At 72.1% G+C, this 20,919-nt stretch carries 23 protein-coding genes and 1 tRNA gene; 15 read left to right on the top strand and 9 right to left on the bottom strand.

Going from position 1 to position 20,919, the window contains the following annotated elements; translation table 11 throughout:
- The first annotated feature begins 11 nt into the window (after positions 1–11).
- From DQ240_RS19980 to DQ240_RS19960, 5 genes are all read left to right on the top strand, one after another.
- A complete protein-coding gene (locus DQ240_RS19980) occupies positions 12–1,028 on the top strand; it encodes a mechanosensitive ion channel family protein (RefSeq protein WP_113841469.1) in 1,017 nt (338 codons plus the stop codon).
- A complete protein-coding gene (locus tag DQ240_RS19975; RefSeq protein WP_233498846.1) occupies positions 1,025–2,320 on the top strand; it encodes an MFS transporter in 1,296 nt (431 codons plus the stop codon). Before DQ240_RS19980 ends, DQ240_RS19975 begins: the two co-directional genes overlap by 4 nt.
- A gap of 4 nt (positions 2,321–2,324) precedes the next feature.
- Positions 2,325–2,723 (top strand): globin, encoded by a 399-nt coding sequence (locus tag DQ240_RS19970; RefSeq protein ID WP_113841468.1) that lies wholly within the window; start codon positions 2,325–2,327, stop codon positions 2,721–2,723.
- Positions 2,724–2,785: 62 nt separating this feature from the next.
- A complete protein-coding gene (locus tag DQ240_RS19965) occupies positions 2,786–4,348 on the top strand; it encodes a glycoside hydrolase family 13 protein (RefSeq protein WP_113841467.1) in 1,563 nt (520 codons plus the stop codon).
- 132 nt (positions 4,349–4,480) lie between these two features.
- Positions 4,481–6,001 carry an ATP-binding cassette domain-containing protein gene (locus tag DQ240_RS19960; protein ID WP_113841466.1) on the top strand — a complete coding sequence of 507 codons (1,521 nt, stop codon included), beginning with the start codon at positions 4,481–4,483 and terminating at the stop codon, positions 5,999–6,001.
- A gap of 96 nt (positions 6,002–6,097) precedes the next feature.
- Here the strand turns inward: DQ240_RS19960 and DQ240_RS19955 are convergent, their stop codons facing one another.
- Complete coding sequence (locus DQ240_RS19955) at positions 6,098–6,466, bottom strand: hypothetical protein (RefSeq protein WP_113841465.1); 369 nt, start codon at positions 6,464–6,466, stop codon at positions 6,098–6,100.
- A 444-nt stretch (positions 6,467–6,910) separates the two neighbouring features.
- Between DQ240_RS19955 and DQ240_RS19950 the strand changes: the two genes are divergently transcribed.
- From DQ240_RS19950 to DQ240_RS19935, 4 genes are read left to right on the top strand one after another with little or no spacing between them, the layout of a single operon-like run.
- Positions 6,911–7,477, top strand: a complete 567-nt coding sequence (locus DQ240_RS19950) for a biotin transporter BioY (protein ID WP_113841464.1) — start codon at positions 6,911–6,913, stop codon at positions 7,475–7,477.
- Between the two features lie 2 nt (positions 7,478–7,479).
- Positions 7,480–8,211 carry an energy-coupling factor ABC transporter ATP-binding protein gene (locus tag DQ240_RS19945; protein ID WP_113841463.1) on the top strand — a complete coding sequence of 244 codons (732 nt, stop codon included), beginning with the start codon at positions 7,480–7,482 and terminating at the stop codon, positions 8,209–8,211.
- Positions 8,208–8,852 carry an energy-coupling factor transporter transmembrane component T gene (locus DQ240_RS19940; RefSeq protein ID WP_113841462.1) on the top strand — a complete coding sequence of 215 codons (645 nt, stop codon included), beginning with the start codon at positions 8,208–8,210 and terminating at the stop codon, positions 8,850–8,852. Before DQ240_RS19945 ends, DQ240_RS19940 begins: the two co-directional genes overlap by 4 nt.
- Positions 8,849–9,376, top strand: coding sequence for an MOSC domain-containing protein (locus DQ240_RS19935; RefSeq protein ID WP_113841461.1), 528 nt, complete (start codon positions 8,849–8,851; stop codon positions 9,374–9,376). The genes DQ240_RS19940 and DQ240_RS19935 overlap by 4 nt, the downstream gene beginning before the upstream one ends.
- 6 nt (positions 9,377–9,382) lie before the next feature.
- Here the strand turns inward: DQ240_RS19935 and arr are convergent, their stop codons facing one another.
- Genes arr through DQ240_RS19920 form a run of 3 tightly spaced genes read right to left on the bottom strand, consistent with a single transcriptional unit; the run spans position 9,383 to position 11,932 of the window.
- On the bottom strand, positions 9,383–9,793 hold the full coding sequence (arr, locus tag DQ240_RS19930; RefSeq protein WP_113841460.1) for an NAD(+)--rifampin ADP-ribosyltransferase: 411 nt from the start codon (positions 9,791–9,793) through the stop codon (positions 9,383–9,385).
- Positions 9,794–9,806: 13 nt separating this feature from the next.
- Positions 9,807–10,937 carry a thiolase family protein gene (locus tag DQ240_RS19925; protein WP_113841459.1) on the bottom strand — a complete coding sequence of 377 codons (1,131 nt, stop codon included), beginning with the start codon at positions 10,935–10,937 and terminating at the stop codon, positions 9,807–9,809.
- The gene (locus tag DQ240_RS19920; RefSeq protein WP_158548819.1) at positions 10,934–11,932 is read right to left on the bottom strand and encodes an AMP-binding protein; all 999 of its coding nucleotides are present in this window, start codon (positions 11,930–11,932) and stop codon (positions 10,934–10,936) included. Before DQ240_RS19920 ends, DQ240_RS19925 begins: the two co-directional genes overlap by 4 nt.
- 97 nt (positions 11,933–12,029) lie before the next feature.
- Between DQ240_RS19920 and DQ240_RS19915 the strand changes: the two genes are divergently transcribed.
- Entirely contained in the window at positions 12,030–12,746 is a 717-nt protein-coding gene (locus DQ240_RS19915; RefSeq protein ID WP_113841515.1) for an MBL fold metallo-hydrolase, read from the top strand.
- 88 nt (positions 12,747–12,834) lie between these two features.
- Positions 12,835–13,275: a YccF domain-containing protein gene (locus DQ240_RS19910; RefSeq protein WP_233498845.1), complete on the top strand. Its 441-nt coding sequence runs from the start codon at positions 12,835–12,837 to the stop codon at positions 13,273–13,275.
- Positions 13,276–13,278: 3 nt separating this feature from the next.
- On the opposite strand, the gene DQ240_RS19905 is transcribed toward DQ240_RS19910, so the two are convergent.
- The 4 genes from DQ240_RS19905 to DQ240_RS19890 form a co-directional block, all read right to left on the bottom strand.
- Positions 13,279–13,695, bottom strand: coding sequence for a thioesterase family protein (locus DQ240_RS19905; protein ID WP_199589420.1), 417 nt, complete (start codon positions 13,693–13,695; stop codon positions 13,279–13,281).
- Positions 13,696–13,751: 56 nt separating this feature from the next.
- A complete protein-coding gene (gene ettA / locus DQ240_RS19900; RefSeq protein ID WP_113841456.1) occupies positions 13,752–15,422 on the bottom strand; it encodes an energy-dependent translational throttle protein EttA in 1,671 nt (556 codons plus the stop codon).
- 103 nt (positions 15,423–15,525) lie between these two features.
- Positions 15,526–16,053, bottom strand: coding sequence for a single-stranded DNA-binding protein (gene ssb / locus DQ240_RS19895; RefSeq protein WP_158548818.1), 528 nt, complete (start codon positions 16,051–16,053; stop codon positions 15,526–15,528).
- 142 nt (positions 16,054–16,195) lie between these two features.
- Positions 16,196–16,594 carry a DUF6221 family protein gene (locus tag DQ240_RS19890; protein WP_147262044.1) on the bottom strand — a complete coding sequence of 133 codons (399 nt, stop codon included), beginning with the start codon at positions 16,592–16,594 and terminating at the stop codon, positions 16,196–16,198.
- Positions 16,595–16,646: 52 nt separating this feature from the next.
- On the opposite strand from DQ240_RS19890, the gene DQ240_RS19885 reads away from it, so the two are divergent.
- Positions 16,647–16,719: transfer RNA gene (locus DQ240_RS19885), tRNA-Arg, on the top strand.
- A gap of 68 nt (positions 16,720–16,787) precedes the next feature.
- Here DQ240_RS19885 and DQ240_RS19880 read toward each other — a convergent pair.
- Positions 16,788–17,822 (bottom strand): tyrosine-type recombinase/integrase, encoded by a 1,035-nt coding sequence (locus DQ240_RS19880; protein ID WP_158548817.1) that lies wholly within the window; start codon positions 17,820–17,822, stop codon positions 16,788–16,790.
- Between the two features lie 307 nt (positions 17,823–18,129).
- On the opposite strand from DQ240_RS19880, the gene DQ240_RS19875 reads away from it, so the two are divergent.
- The 3 genes from DQ240_RS19875 to DQ240_RS19865 all read left to right on the top strand — a co-directional run bounded on the left by DQ240_RS19875 (position 18,130) and on the right by DQ240_RS19865 (position 20,616).
- Positions 18,130–19,296 (top strand): hypothetical protein, encoded by a 1,167-nt coding sequence (locus tag DQ240_RS19875; protein WP_147262043.1) that lies wholly within the window; start codon positions 18,130–18,132, stop codon positions 19,294–19,296.
- Positions 19,297–19,928: 632 nt separating this feature from the next.
- Entirely contained in the window at positions 19,929–20,084 is a 156-nt protein-coding gene (locus DQ240_RS23435) for a hypothetical protein (RefSeq protein WP_158548816.1), read from the top strand.
- A 157-nt stretch (positions 20,085–20,241) separates the two neighbouring features.
- Positions 20,242–20,616, top strand: a complete 375-nt coding sequence (locus DQ240_RS19865) for a hypothetical protein (RefSeq protein ID WP_147262042.1) — start codon at positions 20,242–20,244, stop codon at positions 20,614–20,616.
- Positions 20,617–20,919: the final 303 nt, after the last annotated feature.

Raw genomic sequence — 20,919 nt, 5'->3', positions numbered from 1 at the left:
CATGGACGGTGATGAGCGGTTCACTGTCCGTGGTCGCAGCCGAGGGTGCCGACGCGGAGCTCCCGGAGTGCGTGACCGACGCCGGTTCGCTGTGCGCCCGCGTCTACGACCTGTTCGGCCTCGACTGGCTGGCGGCCAACGCTGATGCGCTGATCGCCAAGCCGGCGCGGATCGTGCTGATCGTCCTGCTGGCCGTGGTGGTGCGCCTGCTCCTGCACCGGGGCATCCGGCGGCTGACCGGCCGGACCGCCACCGGCGCCATGCCGACCATCCTGCGGCCGTGGCGCAACCGCGTCCGGGCCGCCGACCCGGACGGGCTGGAGACCATCGCCGAACGCCGCACCCAGCGGGCGGCGGCGATCAGCTCGGTGCTGCGCAGCTTCGCCTCGTTCGTGGTGTTCGGCATCGCCGTCGTCCTCGTGCTGGGCGAGCTCGGCGTGAACCTGGCGCCGATCATCGCCAGCGCCGGCGTGGTGGGCGTCGCGCTCGGCTTCGGCGCGCAGAACCTGGTCAAGGACTTCATCGCCGGGATCGGGATCATCCTCGAGGACCAGTACGGCGTCGGCGACGTCGTCGACCTGGGCGAGGCCGTCGGCACCGTCGAGGCGGTCGGGCTGCGCATCACGCGGCTGCGCGACGCCCACGGGGTGGTCTGGTACGTCCGCAACGGCGAGGTCCTGCGGGTGGGCAACAAGAGCCAGGGCTTCGCCCAGGTGGTGATCGACATGCCCGTCGCCCACGACACCGACCTCGACGCGTGCAAGGCCGTCATGCAGGAGGTCGCCGACGAGCTGTACGCCCAGCCGGAGTGGGCCGAGGTCCTGCTGGCCGAGCCCGAGTCCCTCGGTGTCGAGCAGATCACCGCCCAGGGCGTGGTCATGCGCGTGCAGGTCCGCAGCACCAACGCCGACCAGTGGCGGGTGGCCCGCGAGCTCCGGCTGCGGCTGTCCGAGCGGTTCGCCGCCGAGGGCATCCGGACGCCGAACCCGGTCCTCGGCGCCGGAGCCGCGCCCGGAGCCCCCCGGTGACCGGCCCGCCGGTGGCCCAGCCGGTCCGGCAGGCGACCTACCGCGAGGTCTTCGCCGTCGCGGAGTTCCGGCCGCTGTTCGGGACCTTCCTGCTCTCCACCATCGGCGACCAGCTCGCCCGCGTCGCCCTGACCGTCCTGGTCTACGAGCGCACCGACTCCCCGCTGCTGAGCGCCATCACCTTCGCCATCAGCTACCTCCCCTGGCTGGTCGGCGGGCCGCTGCTGGCCACCCTCGCCGACCGGCTCCCCCGGCACCGCGTCCTCGTCGCCAGCGACGCGGTGCGTGCCCTGCTGGTCGCCGGCATGGCCGTGCCGGGGGCGCCGCTGCCGGTCCTGCTGGTCCTGCTGCTGCTCGTGTCGCTGTTCGCCCCGCCGTTCGAGTCGGCCCGGTCGGCGCTCGTGGCCGACGTCCTCACCGGCGACCGCTACGCCCTGGCCACGGCGCTGACCAGCGTCAGCTCCCAGATGTCGCAGGTGGTCGGCTTCGCGCTGGGCGGCACGCTCATCTGGGCGCTGCACCCCTCGTGGGTGCTGCTGCTGGACGCCGCCACCTTCGCCGTCTCCGCGCTGTGGCTCAACGCCCGCCTGCAGCCCCGCCCCGCCCCCGCCGCGGCCGAGGGCCCGCGCTCGGTGTGGCGGGACGCCGGCGAGGGTCTGCGGCTGATCCGGCGCACGCCCCGGCTGCTGACCATCGTCGTGCTGGTCTGGGTCGGTGTGATGTTCGCCAACGCCGCCGAGGGCATCGCCGCGCCCCTGGTGGACGAGATCGGCGGCGGCGCGACCGGGGTGGGCCTGCTGCTCGCGGCCAACCCGCTCGGGGTGACCGTGGGCGGGCTGCTGCTCGGCCGGCTGGTGCCCCCCGCCTGGCGGGACCGCCTCGTCCCCGCGCTGGTGCTGCTCTCGCTGGTGCCGGTCCTCGCCGCCGGACTCGTCGCCCTGTGGGCACCCGCCGGTGCTGGCACCTTCGCCGTCGTCCTGGCCTGCATGTTCGTCGCCGGGATCGGCGGCGCGTGGACGATCCCGCTGAACGTCACCTTCGTGCAGGAGGTGCCGCGGGCCTTCCGCGGCCGGGCCGTGGGCGTCGCGGTGAGCGGCCTGTACGGCGTGCAGGGCCTGGGTGCGCTGGGCGCCGGCCTGGCCGCCGAGGGGCTCGCGCCCAGCGGCGTGGTCGCGCTGATCGGTGGCCTCGGCGTGCTCGCCGTCCTGCCACCGCTGCTGTCCTGGAGCCGCCTGCAGGCCGCCGCGCGGGCGGACGGCGTGGCGGCCACCCCCGTGTCTGCGGGACGATGAAGCCGTGAGCGAGCCGAGCCCGACCCTGCCCTCGGCGCGCGCCTTCTACGACGAGGTGGGCGGAGCGCCGACCTTCGACCGGTTGGTGTCGCGGTTCTACGCCGGCGTCCGCACCGACCCGGTGCTCGCGCCGCTGTACCCCCAGGACGACTGGGAGGGCGCCGAGACCCGGCTGCGGATGTTCCTCGAGCAGTACTGGGGCGGGCCGACCACCTACTCGCAGCAGCGCGGCCACCCCCGGCTCCGCATGCGGCACGCCCCCTTCGCCATCGGCCCGGCCGAGCGGGACGCGTGGCTGTCGAACATGCGCGACGCCGTGGACTCGCTGGAGCTGACCCCCGAGCAGGACGCCACCCTCTGGGGCTACCTGGAGATGGCCGCGCGCAGCATGCAGAACCGGTGAAGGACCTCCCTGCCCCCCACCACTCGCAGGCTCGCGGCGGGCCCCTGCAGGAAGGCCGTTCCATGAACTCCAGCTGGTGGCGCGAAGCCGTCTTCTACCAGGTCTACATCCGCAGCTTCGCCGACGGGAACGGCGACGGCGTCGGCGACCTCGCCGGCATCCGAGCCCGCCTGCCGCACCTGGTCGACCTCGGCGTCGACGCGCTGTGGATCACGCCGTTCTACCCCTCGCCGATGCACGACCACGGCTACGACGTCGCCGACCCCCGGGACGTCGAGCCGGTCTTCGGCGACCTCGCCGAGTTCGACGCGCTGCTGGCCGAGGCGCACGCCGCCGGCCTGCGGGTGACCGTCGACCTGGTGCCCAACCACAGCTCGCACGCCCACGAGTGGTTCGAGGCGGCGCTGGCGGCCGGTCCCGGGTCCCCCGAGCGGGCGCGCTACCTCTTCCGCGACGGCCGCGGTCCCGACGGCGCCGAGCCGCCGAACAACTGGCCCTCGGTCTTCGGCGGCCCGGCGTGGTCGCGGGTCCCCGACGGCCAGTGGTACCTGCACCTGTTCGCCCCGGAGCAGCCCGACCTGGACTTCACCCACCCCGAGGTCCTCGCCGACCTCGAGGAGACGATGCGCTTCTGGCTCGACCGCGGCGTCGACGGCTTCCGCATCGACGTCGCCCACGGCATGGCCAAGCCCGAGGGCCTGCCGGACATGGTGCCGATGGAGGACACCGGCCTGCTCGCCGACCACGGCCCCGGCGACCACCGCTTCGACCACGACTCCGTGCACGAGGTGCACCGACGGATCCGCCGGGTGCTCGACGGCTATCCCGACCGGATGGCGGTCGGCGAGGTCTGGGTCTCCGACGACGACCGGCTCGCGCAGTACCTGCGCCCGGACGAGCTGCAGCTGGCCTTCAACTTCAAGCTGCTGACGGCGGACTGGGACGCCGCGGCGCTGCGGACGGCGATCGAGCACTCGCTGGCCACCGTCGAGGGCACCCCCGCGCCGGCCTGCTGGGTGCTGTCCAACCACGACCGCCCGCGGCACGTCACCCGTTACAGCGACGGTAACGCCGACGGCACCCGTCGGGCGCGGGCCGCGGCACTGCTGCAGCTCGCCCTGCCCGGGGTGGCCTACCTCTACAACGGTGACGAGCTCGGCATGCCCGACGTCGACCTGCCCGACGAGGCGCTGCAGGACCCGATCTGGGAGCGGTCGGGGCGCACCGAGCGCGGCCGCGACGCCTGCCGGATCCCCGTGCCGTGGTCGGGCACCGAGCCCTCCTACGGCTTCTCGTCCCGTCCGGACACGTGGCTGCCGATGCCCGAGGGCTGGGGGCCGCTGACCGCCGAGGCGCAGGCGGCCGACCCGGGTTCGATGCTGTCGCTGTACCGAACGGCGCTCGCGCTCCGGGCCGGCTCCCCGGCGCTGCGGGGCGAGGGGATCGAGTGGCTCCCCGCACCGGAGGGCGTGCTGGCGTTCCGCCGTCCCGGCGGGCTGGTGTGCCTGGTGAACCTGTCGGGGGCCCCTGTCCCGCTGCCGGAGGGCGAGCTGGTGCTGGCCAGCTCCGACGTCACCGGCGGCAGCCTGCCGGCCGACACCGCCGTGTGGCTGACGGCGGGCTGAGCGACTCGCCGTCCGAGGGGCGGCAGCGGCCCGCGCGGATAGAATCGGCGGGGTAACGAGGCGTCTCGGGGGACGCTCCACCATCGGTCGACCGGCTCCGCCGGGACCTGTCCCGGGGGAGGCCGCCGGTCCATGGCGCTGCTGCAGGTCGAGGGGCTCACCAGGTCCTTCGGGGCACGCCGCGTGCTGCGGGACGTCTCCTTCACCGTCGCCGAGGGCGAGATCGTCGGCCTGGTCGGCACCAACGGCGCGGGGAAGTCGACCCTCGGGGACATCGTCGCCGGCATCACCGCCCCCGACTCCGGGCGGATGACGCTCCAGGGGCACGCCTACGCCCCGCTCTCGGCCGAGGACGCCCGGCACCTGGGCGTGGGGGCGGTCGAGCAGCTCATCCGCATCGACCCGGAGCTGACCGTCGCGCAGGCCGTCTTCCGGGGCACCTCCCGGGCCGGGCGCCCGCAGGCGGAGCTGCGCCGGCAGGCCCAGGTCCTGCTCGGCGAGGTCTCGCTCGACCTCAGCCCCGACGCCCTCGTCGGGGACCTGCCGCACTTCGTGCACGGGCTGGTCGAGGTGGCCCGCATGCTCGCCGAGGACACCCGGCTGGTGGTGCTCGACGAGGTGTCGGCCGCCCTGCTGCCCGCGGAGGTGACCGGGCTGCACGCCGTCGCCGACCGCCTCCGCCGGCAGGGCCGCGGCGTCCTCTACATCAGCCACCGGCTGCCCGAGATGCTCGAGCTGGTCGACCGGGTGCTCGTCCTGCGCGAGGGCCGGATCGCGCTGGACGCGCCGAGCTCGTCGCTGGACCCGGTGCGCCTGGCCGCCGCGACGGTGGAGGGCTCGAGCCCGGTGCCCGCCCCGCGGGTCGAGCCGCGGCCCGAGCCGGCCCCGCGCGCCGAGGCCCCCGTGCGCCCCGCCCCGGTCGACGGCGAGGTGGTGCTCCAGATCAGCAACCTGCGGGTCCCCGGGCACGTGGACGGCGTGGACCTCGACCTGCGCCGCGGAGAGATCATCGGGCTCACCGGCCACCGCTCCTCCGGCGTCCGCGAGCTCGCCGGCGCCCTGTCCGGCGAGCTGCCGGCGATCACCGACGAGGTGGTGCTCCACGGCGAGCCGCAGCCGGCGGGCTCCCCCGAGCCCGCACCCGTCCTCCGGCTGCCGGCCTACAGCCCCGACGAGGACGCCTACGGGGTCGACCCGGGCGAGACCATCGCCCGGACGCTCACCGACGAGCCGTGGGGCGCGCTCACCGACCTGCGCACCGAGATCGCCCAGCTGCGCGGGGTGATCCGGACGGTGCACAGCCTGGACGTGAAGACGCTCAGCATCCGCACGGTGTTCGGCGCGCTGTCCGGCGGCGACCAGCACAAGCTCGCGCTGGCGCGCTGGATGGCGTCGGCGGAGGACGTCGTCGTCGTGCACGAGCCGACCCGGGGCCTCGACGTGCGCGCCCGGCAGCAGGTGCGCCAGCTGCTGGCCGAGGCCACCGCGCACGGCACCTCGGTGGTCGTGGTGTCCGTGGACCCCGACGAGCTCGCCGAGTGCTGCGACCGGGTGGGCATCGTGTCCGGCGGCCGGGTGACCCGCTGGATCGAGACCCGCGACCTCGCCCCGGACGCCGTCCGCGCCTCCATCCTGGCGGCGGCAGCCGCGTGAGTCGCATGGCGGCAGCCGCGGCCTGACCGGGCCCCCCGTCCCGGTCGACGCGGTGCGGCGTCGCCCGCCCCCCGGCCGGGCGACGCCGCGGGAGCGTCAGACGCTGACGGCGCCGGCGATCGACCGCAACTTGTGCCGGGCCAGCGCCAGGTTCGCGGTGACACGGTTCAGCACGAGGTAGATGAACAGGCCGGCGTTGCCCTGGCCCTTGAGCACGTTGATCAGGTGGTACTGCCCCTGCAGCGTGATCAGGATGTCCTCGACCTCGTCCTTGAGCTCGAGGTCGTTGATGGTGCGCAGCTTGGCGCGCACGACGTTCGAGTTGCCGGCGGCCGCCACGTTCAGGTCGAAGCCGGGGGTGCCGCCGGCCGCGAGGGCCATGCCGCTGTCGATGTCGACGATCGCGGCGCCGCTGGCGCCCTCGATCGAGAGCAGGTCGGCGATGACGTTGTCGAGCTGTGCCACGGGTGGTGCTCCGTTCGTTTCCGGGAGGGGACGCAGCGGAGGGCTGCGCTCCGGGTCGGGGGGTGACCCGGCCGTCCGGACCTCGTCGTCGACGGGCGGCGCAGGGGCGCGCGGGATCGGGACGGGGACGGCGGGTGCCTGTTCCGGCAGGTGCCGCTCCGACGAGCCGTCGTCCACCGTGGCGCGCCCCCGCCCCCACAGCGACGCCCACCACCCGGTTGCCATGCCTGTGTCCGCCTTCGCCGAGAGGCCTGGACCCCCAGACAACACGAGCTCCGGAGGACCCGGCAAACCGAGATCGGGTCTCCGCTGGTGAGCCGCCCGTCACCGTGCGCGACCGGGCGGGGCGACGTCCCGGCGGGGCCTCCCGAGCCCCTCGGGTACCTTCCCGCGGGGGTCCGGTCGTCGTCGGCCGCACCGCAGAACCGCCACGAGGAGCCGTACGTGAAGAGCCGGGACCTGGCCTACATCGCCCTGTTCGCCGCGATCATCGCGGCCCTGGGCCTGATCCCCCCGGTGCCGGTCCCGGGGATCCCGGTGCCGATTACGGCGCAGACGCTGGGCGTCATGCTCGCCGGCTCCGTGCTCGGCGCCCGGCGCGGCGCGCTGGCGGTGCTCACCTTCCTCGCGGTGGTCGCCACGGGCGTCCCGCTGCTGTCCGGCGGCCGGGGTGGCCTGGCGGTCTTCGCGGGCCCCTCGGCGGGCTACCTCTACGGCTGGACCCTCGCCGCCTTCGTCATCGGGGTGCTGACCCAGCTGACCTGGCGCCGGTTCAACCTCGCGTGGGCCATGGTCGCCAACCTCGTCGGCGGCGTCGGCGTCATCTACGCGCTCGGCATCCCCTTCACGTCGGTCTACGGCGACGTGTCCCTGTCCGCCGCGGCCACCGGGGCGCTGTCGTTCATCCCCGGCGACGTCGTCAAGGCCGGGATCGCCTCGGTCGTCGCGGTCGGCGTGCACAAGGCCTACCCGGTGATCGAGCTGCCCCGCCGGCGGCCGGCGGCGGGCTGACCGTGCGCTGGGGACGGCGGTCGGCGGACGTCGCCGCGGCCGCCGACCTCCCCAGGACGGCCATCGAGCTGCGCGACGTCGCCCACGACTACGGCGAGCGCGCCGTCCTCCGCGACCTCACCCTGTCCCTCGCCGAGCACCGGGTGGGGGTGGTGGGCGCCAACGGCTCGGGCAAGAGCACGTTCGCCCGATTGCTCAACGGCCTCGTCGTCCCCACCGCCGGCACGGTCCGGGTCGACGGCCTGGACACCCGCACGCAGCTGCGGGAGGTGCGCCGACGGGTCGGCTTCGTGTTCCAGGACCCCGACGCGCAGATCGTCCACCCCACCGTCGCCGAGGACGCCGAGTTCGGCCTCACCAACCTCGGCATCGCGCCGGAGGAGCGGGCGCGCCGGGTCGACGAGGTGCTGACCCGCTACGGACTGGCCGGGCACCGCGACCATCCGGCGCACCTGCTCAGCGGCGGGCAGAAGCAGCTGCTGGCCATCGCCGGCGTGCTCGTCATGGAGCCGCGGCGAGTGGTCTTCGACGAGCCGACCACCCTGCTGGACCTGACCAACACCCGCCGCATCGCCCGGGTGATCGACGAGCTCGAGCAGGACGTCGTCGTCGTCACCCACCACCTCGACCTGCTGGCCGGGTTCGACCGGGTGCTGGTCTTCGAGGACGGGCGGGTGGCCGCCGACGGCGCGCCGGCCGAGACGGTCCGCTGGTACGTGGACCGGATGTCATGACCCTCTCCCTGTACGTACCGGTCGCCAGTCCGGTGCACCGGACGCCGGCGGGGCTGAAGCTCGGGCTGCTGGCCGCGCTGGCGGTCGCCCTGTTCCTGGTCGACGGCCTCGCGGTGGTCGGCGGGACGCTCGCCGCGGTCCTGCTCCTCGGGCTGGGAGCCGCCCGGCTGCCGTGGCGGTCCGTGCTCGCACAGGTCCGCCCGGTGTGGCCGTGGCTGGTGCTGCTGTTCGCCTTCCACCTGGTGGTCACCGACTGGCACACCGGCACCGTCGTCGTCCTGCGGCTGCTCGCGCTGGTGGCGGCCGCCGCTGTCGTGACGGCGACGACGCGGGTCACCGAGCTGGTCGCCGTCGTCGAGTGGCTGGCCCGGCCGCTGACGGTGTTCGGCGTCCGGCCGGCGCGGATCGGCCTGGTGATCGCCATGACCCTGCGCTTCGTCCCCCTGGTCGCCGAGCGGGCCCAGCGGATCCGGGACGCCCAGGCCGCCCGCGGCGCGGAGCGCTTCCGGTTCCGGTCGCTGGTGCCGCTGCTGGTGCAGGTGCTCCGGCTGGCCGACACCCTCGGCGAGGCCCTCGACGCCCGCGGCGCCGACGCCCCCGTGCCGGTCCGCCGTGGCCGTGCCGGAGCATCGACGTCGTGACCGGGACGCTGCTGGAGATCTGGACGACGTCGGCGGCGGCCCGGCCGATGCGCCGGCTGACCGACGGGCGGTTGGTCGCCGGGGCCGGCCTGGAAGGCGATCGGTACGCCCTGGGCGGCGGGACCTGGGCCGAGTACCCGGATCTGGAGAAGCAGCTCACGCTGATCGACGTCGACGACGTCGCCGCGGTCGCCGCCGGCACCCGCACCGCGCTCACGCCCGGGGACACCCGCCGCAACCTGGTCACCCGGGGCATCGCGCTGCCGCAGCTGGTCGGCCGCTGGTTCGCCGTCGGCGACGCGCTGCTGTTCGGCATGAAGCGCTGCCCGCCGTGCACGCACCTCGAGCGGCTGACCGGCACGCGGTTGATCAAGCCGATGGCCTACCGCGGCGGGGTCAACGCGGCGGTGTTCGTGGGCGCGCCGATCGCCGAGGGCGCCGTCGTCCGCCTCGTGGAGGACGACGAGGCCGCCCGCCTCGGAGCACCGACCGGCGCCGACCGGCCGGTGCCGCGGCAGGTCTGAGGACGTTCAGTCCTCGATGACGGCCCGGCCCTGCTCCCGCAGCCGCGCGAGGCCGTCGAGCATCGCCTGCAGCGCCTCCGGCGGATGGGGCTCCCACTCCTCCAGCTCGCCGACGACCCGCAGCGGCGACCGGGTCCGGTAGGACATCGTGGGGTTGCCGGGGAACTTCTCGTCGGTCACGTTCGGGTCGTCCTCGAAGGGACCCAGCGGCTCGACGACGTAGATGCGGCCGCGGTCCTCGTCGCCGGCCAGCGCGGTCGCCAGCTGCGCACCCCAGGCGGCAGTGCTCACCAGCGCGGTGAAGTAGACGTTGTTCGAGAGCCGGCCGGCCTCGTAGTTGGAGCCGTGACCGGGGACCAGCTCGTCCCCGGGCCGGAACACGCCCCGGGTGCCGTGGAAGAACGGGCCCTGGACCATCGTGGGTCTCCTCTCAGCAGGTCTCGACGACCATCGCGACGCCCTGCCCGCCACCGACCGCGATCGCCGCGAGCCCGGTGCGGCCCGCCCCGCCGCGGACCAGCTGGCTGAACAGCCGGACGGCGAGGACGGCGCCCGACGCACCCCAGGGGTGGCCCAGCGCCAGCGCTCCGCCCTCGCGGCACACCCGCTCCGGGTCGAGCTCGAGCTCCGCGCAGCAGGCGAGGACCTGCCCGGCGAAGGCCTCGTTGAACTCGATCACGTCGACGTCGTCCAGGCCGAGGCCGGCGCGGTCGAGGGCCTGGCGAGCCGCCGGGACGATGCCCAGTCCCGGCCGGGTGGGATCGACGCCGGCGGTGGCGGTGGCGAGCACCCGCAGCCCGGGGACGCCGAGACGGCGGTGCGTCCCGGCGTCGACGAGCGTGACGGCCGCGGCGCCGTCGTTGATGCCGCAGGAGTTGCCGACCGTGACCGCTCCGCCGGGCTCGAACGCGGGGCGCAGGCGGGCGAGCCGCTCGACGGTGAGGCCGGCGCGGGGGCGCTCGTCGCGGTCCAGCCCGCCCACGGGGACCAGCTCGTCGTCGAACCCGCCCGCCTGCTGGATGGCGACCGCGCGGGCGTGCGAGCGGGCGGCGTAGGCGTCCTGCTCCTCGCGCCCGATGCCGTGCTCGCGGGCGACCAGCTCGGCGGCCGGGCCCATGTCGGGGTCGCCGAGGTTGGACGGGGCGAACGGCGCCCGCTCGTAGCGGACCGGGGCGTCGTCGCCCCGCGGCGGCCACATCCGCCAGGGCGCGGTGGAGGCGGACTCGACCCCGCCGGCCAGCACGGCGCCGGTCTCCCCCGCCCGGAGCTGGGCGACCGCCAGCACGATCGCCGCCAGGCCACTGCCGCACTGCCGGTCGACGGTCAGCCCGGGGACGGTCGCCGGCAGCCCGGCCTGGAGCGCGGCGACGCGGGCGACGTCGCCGCCGGGGCCCATGCAGTTGCCGAGGACGACCTCGCGCAGCGGGACGTCGCCGAGGCCGCCGGCCAGGTCCGCGACCACGGCGGCGGCGAGGTCGGCCGCCGTGCAGGTGGCGAGCGCGTGGCCCGCGGTCCCGATCGGGGTGCGGCGCGCAGCCACGATCACCGGGGCGTCGCTCACGCGGCACCCGCCGGTGCCAGCCGGCCATCGGCGGCGAGCTCGGCGACGGCCGCGCGGTCGACCTTGCCGGCCGCGGTGAGCGGGAGCTGCGGCAGCGCGAACCAGCGGCGCGGCCGCTGCGCCGGGTCGAGCGCGGTGCGGGCGGCCTCCCGCGCGCGGGGCAGTGTCGCCGGATCGGTGAGGACGGCAGCGACGACCGCGCCCAGCCGGGGGTGCGGGAGACCGACCACCAGTACGTCGGAGCCGGTGGCCCGGCGCAGCGCCGCCTCCACCTCGCCGACGAGGACGGTGGCCCCGCCGGTGACCACGGCGTCGGAGCCGCGGCCGGTGACGGTGAGGACGCCGTCGGCCAGCCGGCCGCGGTCGCCGACGGTGGCGGAGCCGTCCGGGGCCGTGGTGAACGGCCCCTCCCCCTCGGTGTAGCCCTGCGACAGGAACGGCGAGCGTGCCCAGATGCGGCCGTCGCGGATGTCGACGGTGACGTCCGGGAACGGGCGCAGGTCCTGCTCGTCGGTGCCCCAGGCGACGAAGGAGAGCTCCGCCGCGCCGTAGTAGTGAGCGGTCGTGGCGCCGGCCGCGCGGGCACGGGCGGCCAGGTCGCGGGTCAGCCGGTCACCGGCGACGACGAGGGTGCGGTCGCGCAGGTCGGTGCCGTCGCGCAGCGCGGCGGTGAGCGCGGCCGGGGTGAGATGGGCGTGGGTGGCGTCGCCGGGCTGCTCCACCAGGGGCGCCCCGACGGAGCGGGCGTGGACGGCGGCGAACAGGTTCATCGTGGCGCCGAGGGGCCCGGGCACCCAGACCCGCGAGCTGCGGTCGATGCCGGCCAGCGCGGAGACGTGCGGGAAGGAGTCGGCCCAGGAGGCGGCGGTCCGGACGACGACGCGGGGCCGGTCGGTGGTGCCGGAGGTGCGGAGGGCGAGCAGCCCGCCGCGCTCGCAGGCCTGGAGCACCGCGGCCACCGGGTCGGCCGCGGTGGCGACGTCCGTGGGCAGCACGGGCGGAAGGGTACGGCTCGGTGCGGAAGGGCCCTGTCCCGGCCGCGTCGCGCGCGGAACACTCGCCCCCTGCCGATCGGCCGTCGAGGAGGTACCCGTGGAGACCACCGTCAGCGAGATCGCGCCGGACGTCTACCGGCTGTCGACGTACGTGCCCGACGCCGACTTCCAGTTCAACCAGTACCTGGTCACCGGGGCCGAGCCGCTGCTGTTCCACACCGGCCCCCGCCGCCTGTTCCCCCTGGTGTCCGAGGCGATGGCACGGGTTCTGCCGGTGACGGAGCTGCGCTGGATCACCTTCGGCCACGTCGAGGCCGACGAGTGCGGCGCCATGAACGACTGGCTGGCCGCCGCACCCCGGTCCCAGGTCGCGCACGGCGCGATGGGGTGCGTGGTGTCGGTCGAGGACCTCGCCGACCGGCCGCCCCGGCCCCTGGCGGACGGCGAGGTGATCGACACCGGCGAGCGGCGGCTGCGACACATCGACACCCCGCACGTCCCGCACGGGTGGGACGCCGGCGTCCTGTTCGAGGAGACGACCGGCACGCTGCTGTGCGGTGACCTGTTCACCGCGTTCGGGAACAGCCCCGCGCTCACCGACGCGGACGTGGTCGGCCCGGCCCTGCAGGCGGAGGACCTCTTCGGCGCGACCTGCCTGACGCCCGGGACCGCGCCGGCGATCCGGTCGCTGGCCGACCTGGAGCCGACGACGATGGCGCTCATGCACGGACCCGCCTTCGCCGGGGACTGCGGGCAGGCCCTGCGGGACCTCGCGGATGCCTACGACGCCCGGCTGACCGGAGCGGCCGGGTAGCTCTCCGGGCGCTCGTGCTCTGCCCCACATCTGGGGCAGAGCACGAGCGCCCACGGAACAACTCCCCGCCGCCGGTCGTGCACCTGACGTGGACTTGCTGCGTCTGGTGCTGAACGTCGTCTGGCTGGTGCTGCAGGGCTGGGTGCTGGCCCTGGCCTACCTGCTGGCCGGTGTCCTCGCCTGCCTGCTGGTGGTGACCATCCCGTTCGGCATCGCCGCGTTCCGCTTGGCCTTCTTCGTCGTCTTGCCGTTCGGGCGGACGACGGTGCGCGCACCGGGTGCCGGGGTGGCGTCGGCGGTCGGCAACCTGCTGTGGTTCGTGGTGGCCGGCTGGTGGCTGGCGGTCATCCACGTCGTCAGCGGGATCGCCTTCTGCATCACGATCGTCGGCATCCCCTTCGGCATCGCCTCGTTCAAGCTGGCGGCCGTGGGGCTGTTCCCGCTGGGCAAGCGGGTGGTGGAGACGGCGCCGCCGCGCGACTGGATGCACGCCGGCGGCGGTCTGGTGCAGACCGGGTACGCCCGCTGAGAGTCAGGCGGTCGCCGGCTCCTCGGTCCAGCGGGCGAGGAACTCCTTCTCCTCGGGCGTGAGCCGGCGCGGGCGGGCGATGCCGAAGTCGTAGGGCACCAGCAGGGTGCTGCCGGTGACGGCGAGCCGGTCGCCGTCGTACACCTCGTAGTGGCAGGTGAACGCGGCGGCGCGGATGCCCGAGACCCAGATCTGCACGTCCAGCGGCCGCGCCGTGTAGACCACCGGCAGCTTGTAGCTGATCTCGTGGGAGGCCACGACTGTGCCCTGGCGCAGACCGGTGCGCTCCTCCAGCGAGGCCCGTTCGAAGAACAGGTCGACGCGCGCCATCTCGAAGTACTGGAGGAAGACGACGTTGTTGACGTGCCCGTAGGCGTCCATGTCCGACCAGCGCATGGGGACCTGCACGGTGTGCCTCACACCGTCACCCTGCCGCACGGGCCGGCCGGGCCGAAGCCCGACCGGCCCGTGGTCGCTCAATCCCGGGTGAGCTTGCGGTAGGTCGCCCGGTGCGGACGGGCCGCCTCGGGGCCGAGCCGCTCGACCTTGTTCTTCTCGTAGTCGGCGAAGTTGCCCTCGTACCAGAACCACTTCGAGTCGCCCTCGTAGGCGAGGATGTGCGTCGCCACCCGGTCGAGGAACCAGCGGTCGTGGCTGACCACCACGGCGCAGCCGGGGAACTCGAGCAGCGCGCTCTCCAGGCTGGTCAGAGTCTCGACGTCGAGGTCGTTGGTCGGCTCGTCGAGCAGCAGGAGGTTGCCTCCCTGCTTGAGCGTGAGGGCCAGGTTCAGCCGGTTGCGCTCACCGCCGGAGAGGACGCCGGCCGGCTTCTGCTGGTCCGGGCCCTTGAACCCGAACGCGGCGACGTAGGCGCGCGAGGGCATCTCGACGTTGCCGACCTTGATGTGGTCCAGGCCGTCGGAGACGACGTCCCACAGCGTCTTCTTCGGGTCGATGCCGCTGCGGTTCTGCTCGACGTAGGAGACCTTCACGGTCTCGCCGACCTTGATCTCGCCGTCGTCGGGCTTCTCCTCGCCGACCAGCATCTTGAACAGCGTGGTCTTGCCGGCGCCGTTGGGGCCGACGACGCCGACGATGCCGTTGCGCGGGAGCGTGAACGACAGGTCGTCGATCAGCACCCGGTCGCCGAAGCCCTTGGTGAGGTCGCGGCTCTCCACGACCACGTTGCCCAGCCGGGGACCCGGCGGGATCTGGATCTCCTCGAAGTCGAGCTTGCGGAACTTGTCGGCCTCCGCGGCCATCTCCTCGTAGCGGGCCAGCCGGGCCTTGCTCTTGGCCTGGCGGGCCTTGGCACCCGACCGCACCCACTCCAGCTCGTCGGCGAGGCGCTTCTGCCGCTTCGCGTCCTTGGCGCCCTCGACCTTGAGGCGGGCGGCCTTGGTCTCCAGATAGGTGGAGTAGTTGCCCTCGTAGGGGTAGGCCCGACCGCGGTCGAGCTCGAGGATCCACTGGGCGACGTTGTCCAGGAAGTACCGGTCGTGGGTGACCGCGACGACGGTGCCGGCGTACTTCTCCAGGTGCTGCTCCAGCCAGGCCACGCTCTCGGCGTCGAGGTGGTTGGTGGGCTCGTCGAGCAGCAGCAGGTCGGGCGCCTCGAGCAGCAGCTTGCACAGCGCCACGCGCCGGCGCTCACCACCGGAGAGGACCGAGACGTCGGCGTCGCCGGGCGGGCAGCGCAGCGCGTCCATCGCCTGCTCGATGCGGGCGTCGAGCTCCCACCCGTCGTTCTGCTCGATGACCTCCATGAGCTCGCCCTGCTCGGCCATCAGCGCGTCGAAGTCGGCGTCGGGCTCCCCCATCGCCGCGCTGACCTCCTCGAAGCGGGTCAGGGCGTCGCGCAGGGGCTTCACGGCCTCCTCGACGTTGCCTCGGACGTCGAGTTCCTCGTTGAGGGCCGGCTCCTGCATGAGGATCCCGACCGTCGCCTCCGGCGCCAGCATGACGTCGCCGTTGGACGGCTGGTCCAGCCCGGCCATGATCTTGAGGACGGTGGACTTGCCGGCGCCGTTGGGGCCGACGACGCCGATCTTCGCGCCGGGCAGGAACGACAGGGTGACGTCGTCCAGGATCACCTTGTCGCCGTGCGCCTTGCGCGCGCGGACCATCGTGTAGATGTACTGAGCCACTGGGCCGAAGAGCCTTCCGTCGGGTGCGCGAGGAGGCGGGCGGGACCGGCCGGACCGGCCCCGCCCCCTACGTTCTCCCCCCGATCCTCCCAGTTCCGGGCGGCTAGTGGAGAGCCGGTTCCCGGAGCTCCCGGTCGGGGTCCAGGGAGGACAACGTCTCGGGGTCGTCCACGTAGTCCTCGCTGGTCGGCGCGCCGTCGAGCGGCTCGTCGGCGAACGGCGACCCCTCCGTCTCGGGCGCCGGGCCGGCCGGGGCCTCCTCCCGGGCCGTCCGCGCGGGGCGGTGGTACTCCGCCCATCCCCAGCGGAGGTCCGGGCCGACCGCGTCGGCGCGGATCTGCGAGGTGCTGCCGCGGCCGTTCTGCGACTCGTAGTCGCGGGTCCACAGCCGGCCGACGACCACGACGGAGTCGCCCTTGCTGACGCTGCGGACGACGTTGCCGCCCAGGTCGCCCCAGCACTCGACGTCGGACCAGAAGGTCTCGCCGTCGACCCAGTCCTGGGTGGTGCGGTCGAACCGGCGGGAGGTGGCGGCGATGCGGAAGTTGACCACGCTGCTGCCGCTGTCCAGCCGGGCGAGGCGGGGCGGGCTGGCGACGCGGCCCACCACGGTGATGTCGGTGTCGGGCACGGGTTCTCCTCGGGTCAGTGCGCCGGTGCGGCGCGACCGGCGCCGTGCCGGCCTGCGCCCGACCCTCCGGCGGCAGAGCCCCCGCGCCCAGCGTTCCCGGTGATCTGTGGACGACCTCCGAGGCTGTGGAGGACCGACCGGGTCAGGGGCGCCAGTCCTCGGAGTAGTCGGGGTGGTCGGCGTAGACGGCGGCCAGGCTGCGGAGGACGACATCACCCACGGCGTCGTCGGCACGGACGGCCTCGACCACCTGCCGCTTGGCCCGGCACTCGGCGATCACGCGGGTCGGGTGCCAGGCGGCGATGTGCTCGGCGTCCCGGCCGCGCACGCGCAGCATCGAGTTCTGGCTGCTGCCCAGCACCACGGTGGGCGCCTCGAACGACTGCCCCTCCACCCAGTGCGTCGCCGTCGCGCCGGTGGACTCCAGGAACGCCGGCAGACCGCCGCGCCCGGGGAACCAGCGCCACGGACCACGGGTGGAGCCGCGGGCGGTGTTCTCGTCCTCGGTGATGCGGGCGAGCAGGAAGTCAGCCAGGTCCACGGCGGTCATGCTGCCCTGCCGGCCGCCGGTCGGGTGCGATGATCGGCCGCGAGCGCCCGTAGCTCAGCGGATAGAGCAGGTGCCTTCTAAGCACTTGGTCGCAGGTTCGAGTCCTGCCGGGCGCGCCGTCGAGCGGCTGACGTGCTCGTTGTCCGAGCGAGGCTGTAACGACCAGTGGCAATTACCGGAATTGTTACCCATCAAGGACGTCAGCGACCGCCTGCCGGGCCCCCATGAGGTCGCGACCTAGATAGACCCGGGCGGTCATCGCCGGGTCCGCGTGCCCGAGCTGATCGGCGATCTGCACTAGAGGGACGCCTGCCTCATGGAGCAGGGAGGCAACCGTACGGCGGAAGGTGTGCGGGGTCGCCCAGGACAGTCCAGCCTTGGCGAACAGCTCGGCCAGGGCCTTCGCGCAGTTCGATTGATCCCAGATCCGATCGGTGTCGGTGAGATGCGGTGAGGCGAACACATAGCCGGTCGCTCCTGTCTGCTCTGCCCGTCGGCGCAATCGGGAGGCCAGGGTGCTCGGCAAAGGCAGCCGGCGACGCGAGGTCCTCGACTTGGTACCGCGAATCAGCACACCTGGCGCCGTGTCGGCATTGACCGGAGGCAACTGAACGTCGTCCCATCGCAGCGACCGGGCTTCGGTGATGCGCACGCCGGTGAAGGCCATGAAGGCCGCGAGGTCGGCCACCGCCTGGCGCTTACGGGTCGTCTGCGGAAGGACGTCCTCGACTGCGGCACGCTTGTCCGCGAACTCGACCAGCGCCGCCCGCTCCTCCCGCGAGAAGGCGCGCGTGGTGTCGCGAGGCTCCCGGCCCTCTGGGAGCGGCTTGACCGTCTGCGCCTTCACCGCTCGAACCTGTCGCAGCGCGTTCGCGGTCAATGTGCCGTTGTCGACGGCCAGATTGAGGATGCCGAGAAGGACGGAGCGGGTGATCTTCGCGGCACCAGAGCCGTGCTTGTCGGCCACAGTCTGCAGAAAGACCCGAAGGCGCTGAGTGTTGTTTGCCTCCGCCAGGGTCAGTCCGCGCACCGACGAGCCCGCCCTGTCGATGTACCGGACGAACGTCCGCCCGTAGTCATCCACAGTCCGGGGACTCAGTCCGGAGTCCGTACGCCGGATGCCTGCCAACCACAGCTCGCCGGCGGCCACGAAGGGCATGCCTGTCGTCATCGGGACATCCCCCACGGCGTTCAGCGCCTCAGTGACGGCAGCCTCCACCGCCGCAAGCGCCTCACCCCTCGTGGGAGCGACCCGAGACCGCTCGTCGTTCACCCCGTCGAACCGACGGAAGTAGCAACGGGCACGCCAGCGCTCAGCACTGCGAGCCGAGCTTGCCCGCTTCCACTTCCCTTGTTCGTCTCGACGCTGCGGAGTGACGTCGACCTCGCCCCGCTCACCAAGCCCCAGCGCACGCCTTCCCATGCTGCAAGAGATTACACAGCCGCAGGCCGGGCTCCACCGAACCGGAGGCGACAGGCGAGTCACCCTCAGCGGATACGTCGGCGTCGACATGCAAGCTGGCGGGGTGGACCAGATTCCCGGCGAGGCTGAGGCCGGCGAGCGCCTGAAGCAGACCGCATTGCGCGACTTCACGGCCGTCCCCCCTGGGTACGAGCCCCAGGGGACGAGCTACAAACTGACACTGAGTCCGCACGATGCCCCTGTGCCCGCGCTATTAAGGTACGCCCTCACCTTGATCGGCTTAGAAGCCCGCGGGCCCGCCGAGAAGGTGGCCTGGTGGGTCGACTTCATGTTTCGCAACGAACGTTGCGAATTGGCACACCAGAAGTTCGGCCTTCGGCTCTATGTGCGCACTGACGCTTCACCAGAAGAGGCGCGCAAGACCCAAGTTCAGATAATCAAGAAGCTTCGCTCCTCCATGCGTACGGTCGAAAGGCTGATCTTGGACGCGGCGCCCGAACTGCTCGCGAAGGGGCAGGCGACCGTCAAGAATCAACACGCCTCCCTTCGGCGAGCCTACGAGTATTTCCGTGAGCGCGCCCTCAATCCGGTCACTATCGAGGACGAACGCATCACTCATGAACCCGTGGAGGGTGCTCTGCTGCAACCCTTGTTCACCTTTCGAGATGGCAAGATCCAGATGCAGATGAACGCCTTTCATGACATGATTGCCGCCATTTCGGCGTACATCAGTCTATTGGAGCACGATCTGGTGCTGGCGCTGGCCTTCAGCAATTTCAACCCGGACAACGACGACCTCACGGCGGTGATCGGCTCAAGGTGGGGCGAGAAGTTCGACCGACTACGCGGCAAGGAAGGCGATGCAGCGCACTACCGGCAACGCTTGACCGATGTCGTCGAGCGGTGGCGCAACCCCTACTCGCATGGGGGCTTCGAGAAGGGCCATGGCGCGACGATCTATTTGCATACGCCAGGGGTGGGATCAGCCGTGCCGGTTGGATTGACGGGGGTGCGCAGCAGTCCGCTATTCTCTCTCCTGCCAGCCAGCGAGACGGACATAGCCGAGGTCTTCGAGCTCTTCGATGAGCTCGATGATTGGCTGAGAGCGACCCTGTCAGAAGCTTTTCAGTGGATCGAGTCGGACTTGAACGTCCGCTTCGACGAGCAGTTCCTTTCACTGCTTGCGCTGGCGCGCCAGGAAGACGACTTCGCGGGCTTTCTGAACTACTTTGAATACCGACAGGCAACGATCGACAACATGGACTACTGATTCGGGCAAGCCCCGTGCGCCCAGACCTGAAGCAGTACGCCCCCGGGGGTATGACCCCTGACCTGCGACGGGATGCATCGCTAGTGCTTAGCAGCCAGGATCCTGCCACGGTTCCAAGGTCGATCAATACTGTGCCGCCCGCCCGCTGCCCGCTGATTCCGAGCTGATTCCAGTTGGAATCAACGGGCAGGAAGGGGAATCGGCAGGTCAGAGGTCACAGCCGCTGTAGGGCCATACATAGTGTTTGGCACTGAGTCTACGGCTCTGCTAGACCACTCTGCATGGCAATCAGGAAGAAGATGTGCTCAGGCTGCCTGGAGTTGAAGGCCGGCAGTGACTTCACGAAGGATGCTCGGGGAAGGTTTGGCCTCGCCTCACGATGCCGAGATTGCCTTGCGGCTAGTCGGAAGCGCGACCAGAGACAGTACCTGCAGAAGCGCAAGATGGCAGCCGGCAAACTCATCTTTGAGTACCTATTACAGAATCCTTGTGTCGACTGTGGATACAACGACCCTCGCGCGCTCGACTTTGACCACGTTCCCGAACTAGGTGAGAAGCGAATGCCGGTCTCGGAGATGGTAAATAAGGTTGTACCGCTTCACGAAATCCGCCTTGAGATGAGCAGGTGCCAAGTGCGGTGCCGGAACTGTCACCAGATCCGCACCCACGAGGAGAACCAATCTTGGCGGCACCAGCTATGGATGCGACTGATGACGGAGGTCTACATGACGAGCCGGCGAGTGGTCCCCTACGAGCAGCAGTTCTACGAGGACTTGATGACCAAGTAACGAGCAATGGTCGCCCCTCTGGTCCGAAGGACGCGTCCGTCAGCGTTTCCGACAACTCTGGAAGCGCTTCCGTACAGTTGCGAACACCAACGACATACTGGTAAATGTACGACACATACAGCTTGTGTACTGTCACGTCCGTTCCTAGGGTCAGTGCATGAATGAACCAGGAAAGCTCGCTCTCGCGATGCTGTATGAACTCATCGACGGCCTGAGCTTCGGACGCTCGGACGGCGCGGTGCTCCGCTTCGTGAGACACGCAATGAACGAGAAGAACAAGTACGAGCGAGTGGGCCTCGCCGCGCCCTGGCCCGACAAGTCCGGGCTGTACATCGTGCACCGGGGCGACGTCTGGGTGGACTTTCCGACCCAGACGAAGGACCACCCCGCCGTCCTCGCCCACCCAGACGTGAAGACGCTCCGGGAGGACGAGGCACAGGAGTTTCGGCGAATCCCCCTGTTCGGCTGTCACGAGACGGTCGAGACCGTGCTGAACGACTGGGGCTATGACTGGTTCGTGAAGGGCCCCTAACGACATCGCGGCCTCGCGTCTCCCGCGTGACCTGGCGCGGTGCGGTTCTCAGCACCGCGCCAGGCCCCCGCTCGATGCAGGTCAACCTTGCGGACTCGACTGTTCAGCGACTACTGGGCAACGCTGGCGAACGTGCCCCTGATCGTCAGATCCGCGAACCCCTTCCGGATCGGCACGGCCGTGCCCCGTGGGGTGGTGTAGCTCGTCCGCGTGCTGCTCTGCGGTGTTGCTGACTATGCCGTCTGCAGGGCGGGCTGGTCGATCACCTCGCTGGGGTCGGTGCGGCGGGGCTCGAGGGCGGTC

Origin of the sequence: Blastococcus sp. TF02A-26 (genome assembly GCF_003319125.1) — a bacterium.
In the GTDB taxonomy this organism is placed as follows: domain Bacteria; phylum Actinomycetota; class Actinomycetes; order Mycobacteriales; family Geodermatophilaceae; genus Trujillonella.
The sequence above is the reverse complement of the archived record's forward strand: the minus strand, read 5'-3'. Positions and strand labels throughout refer to the sequence as shown.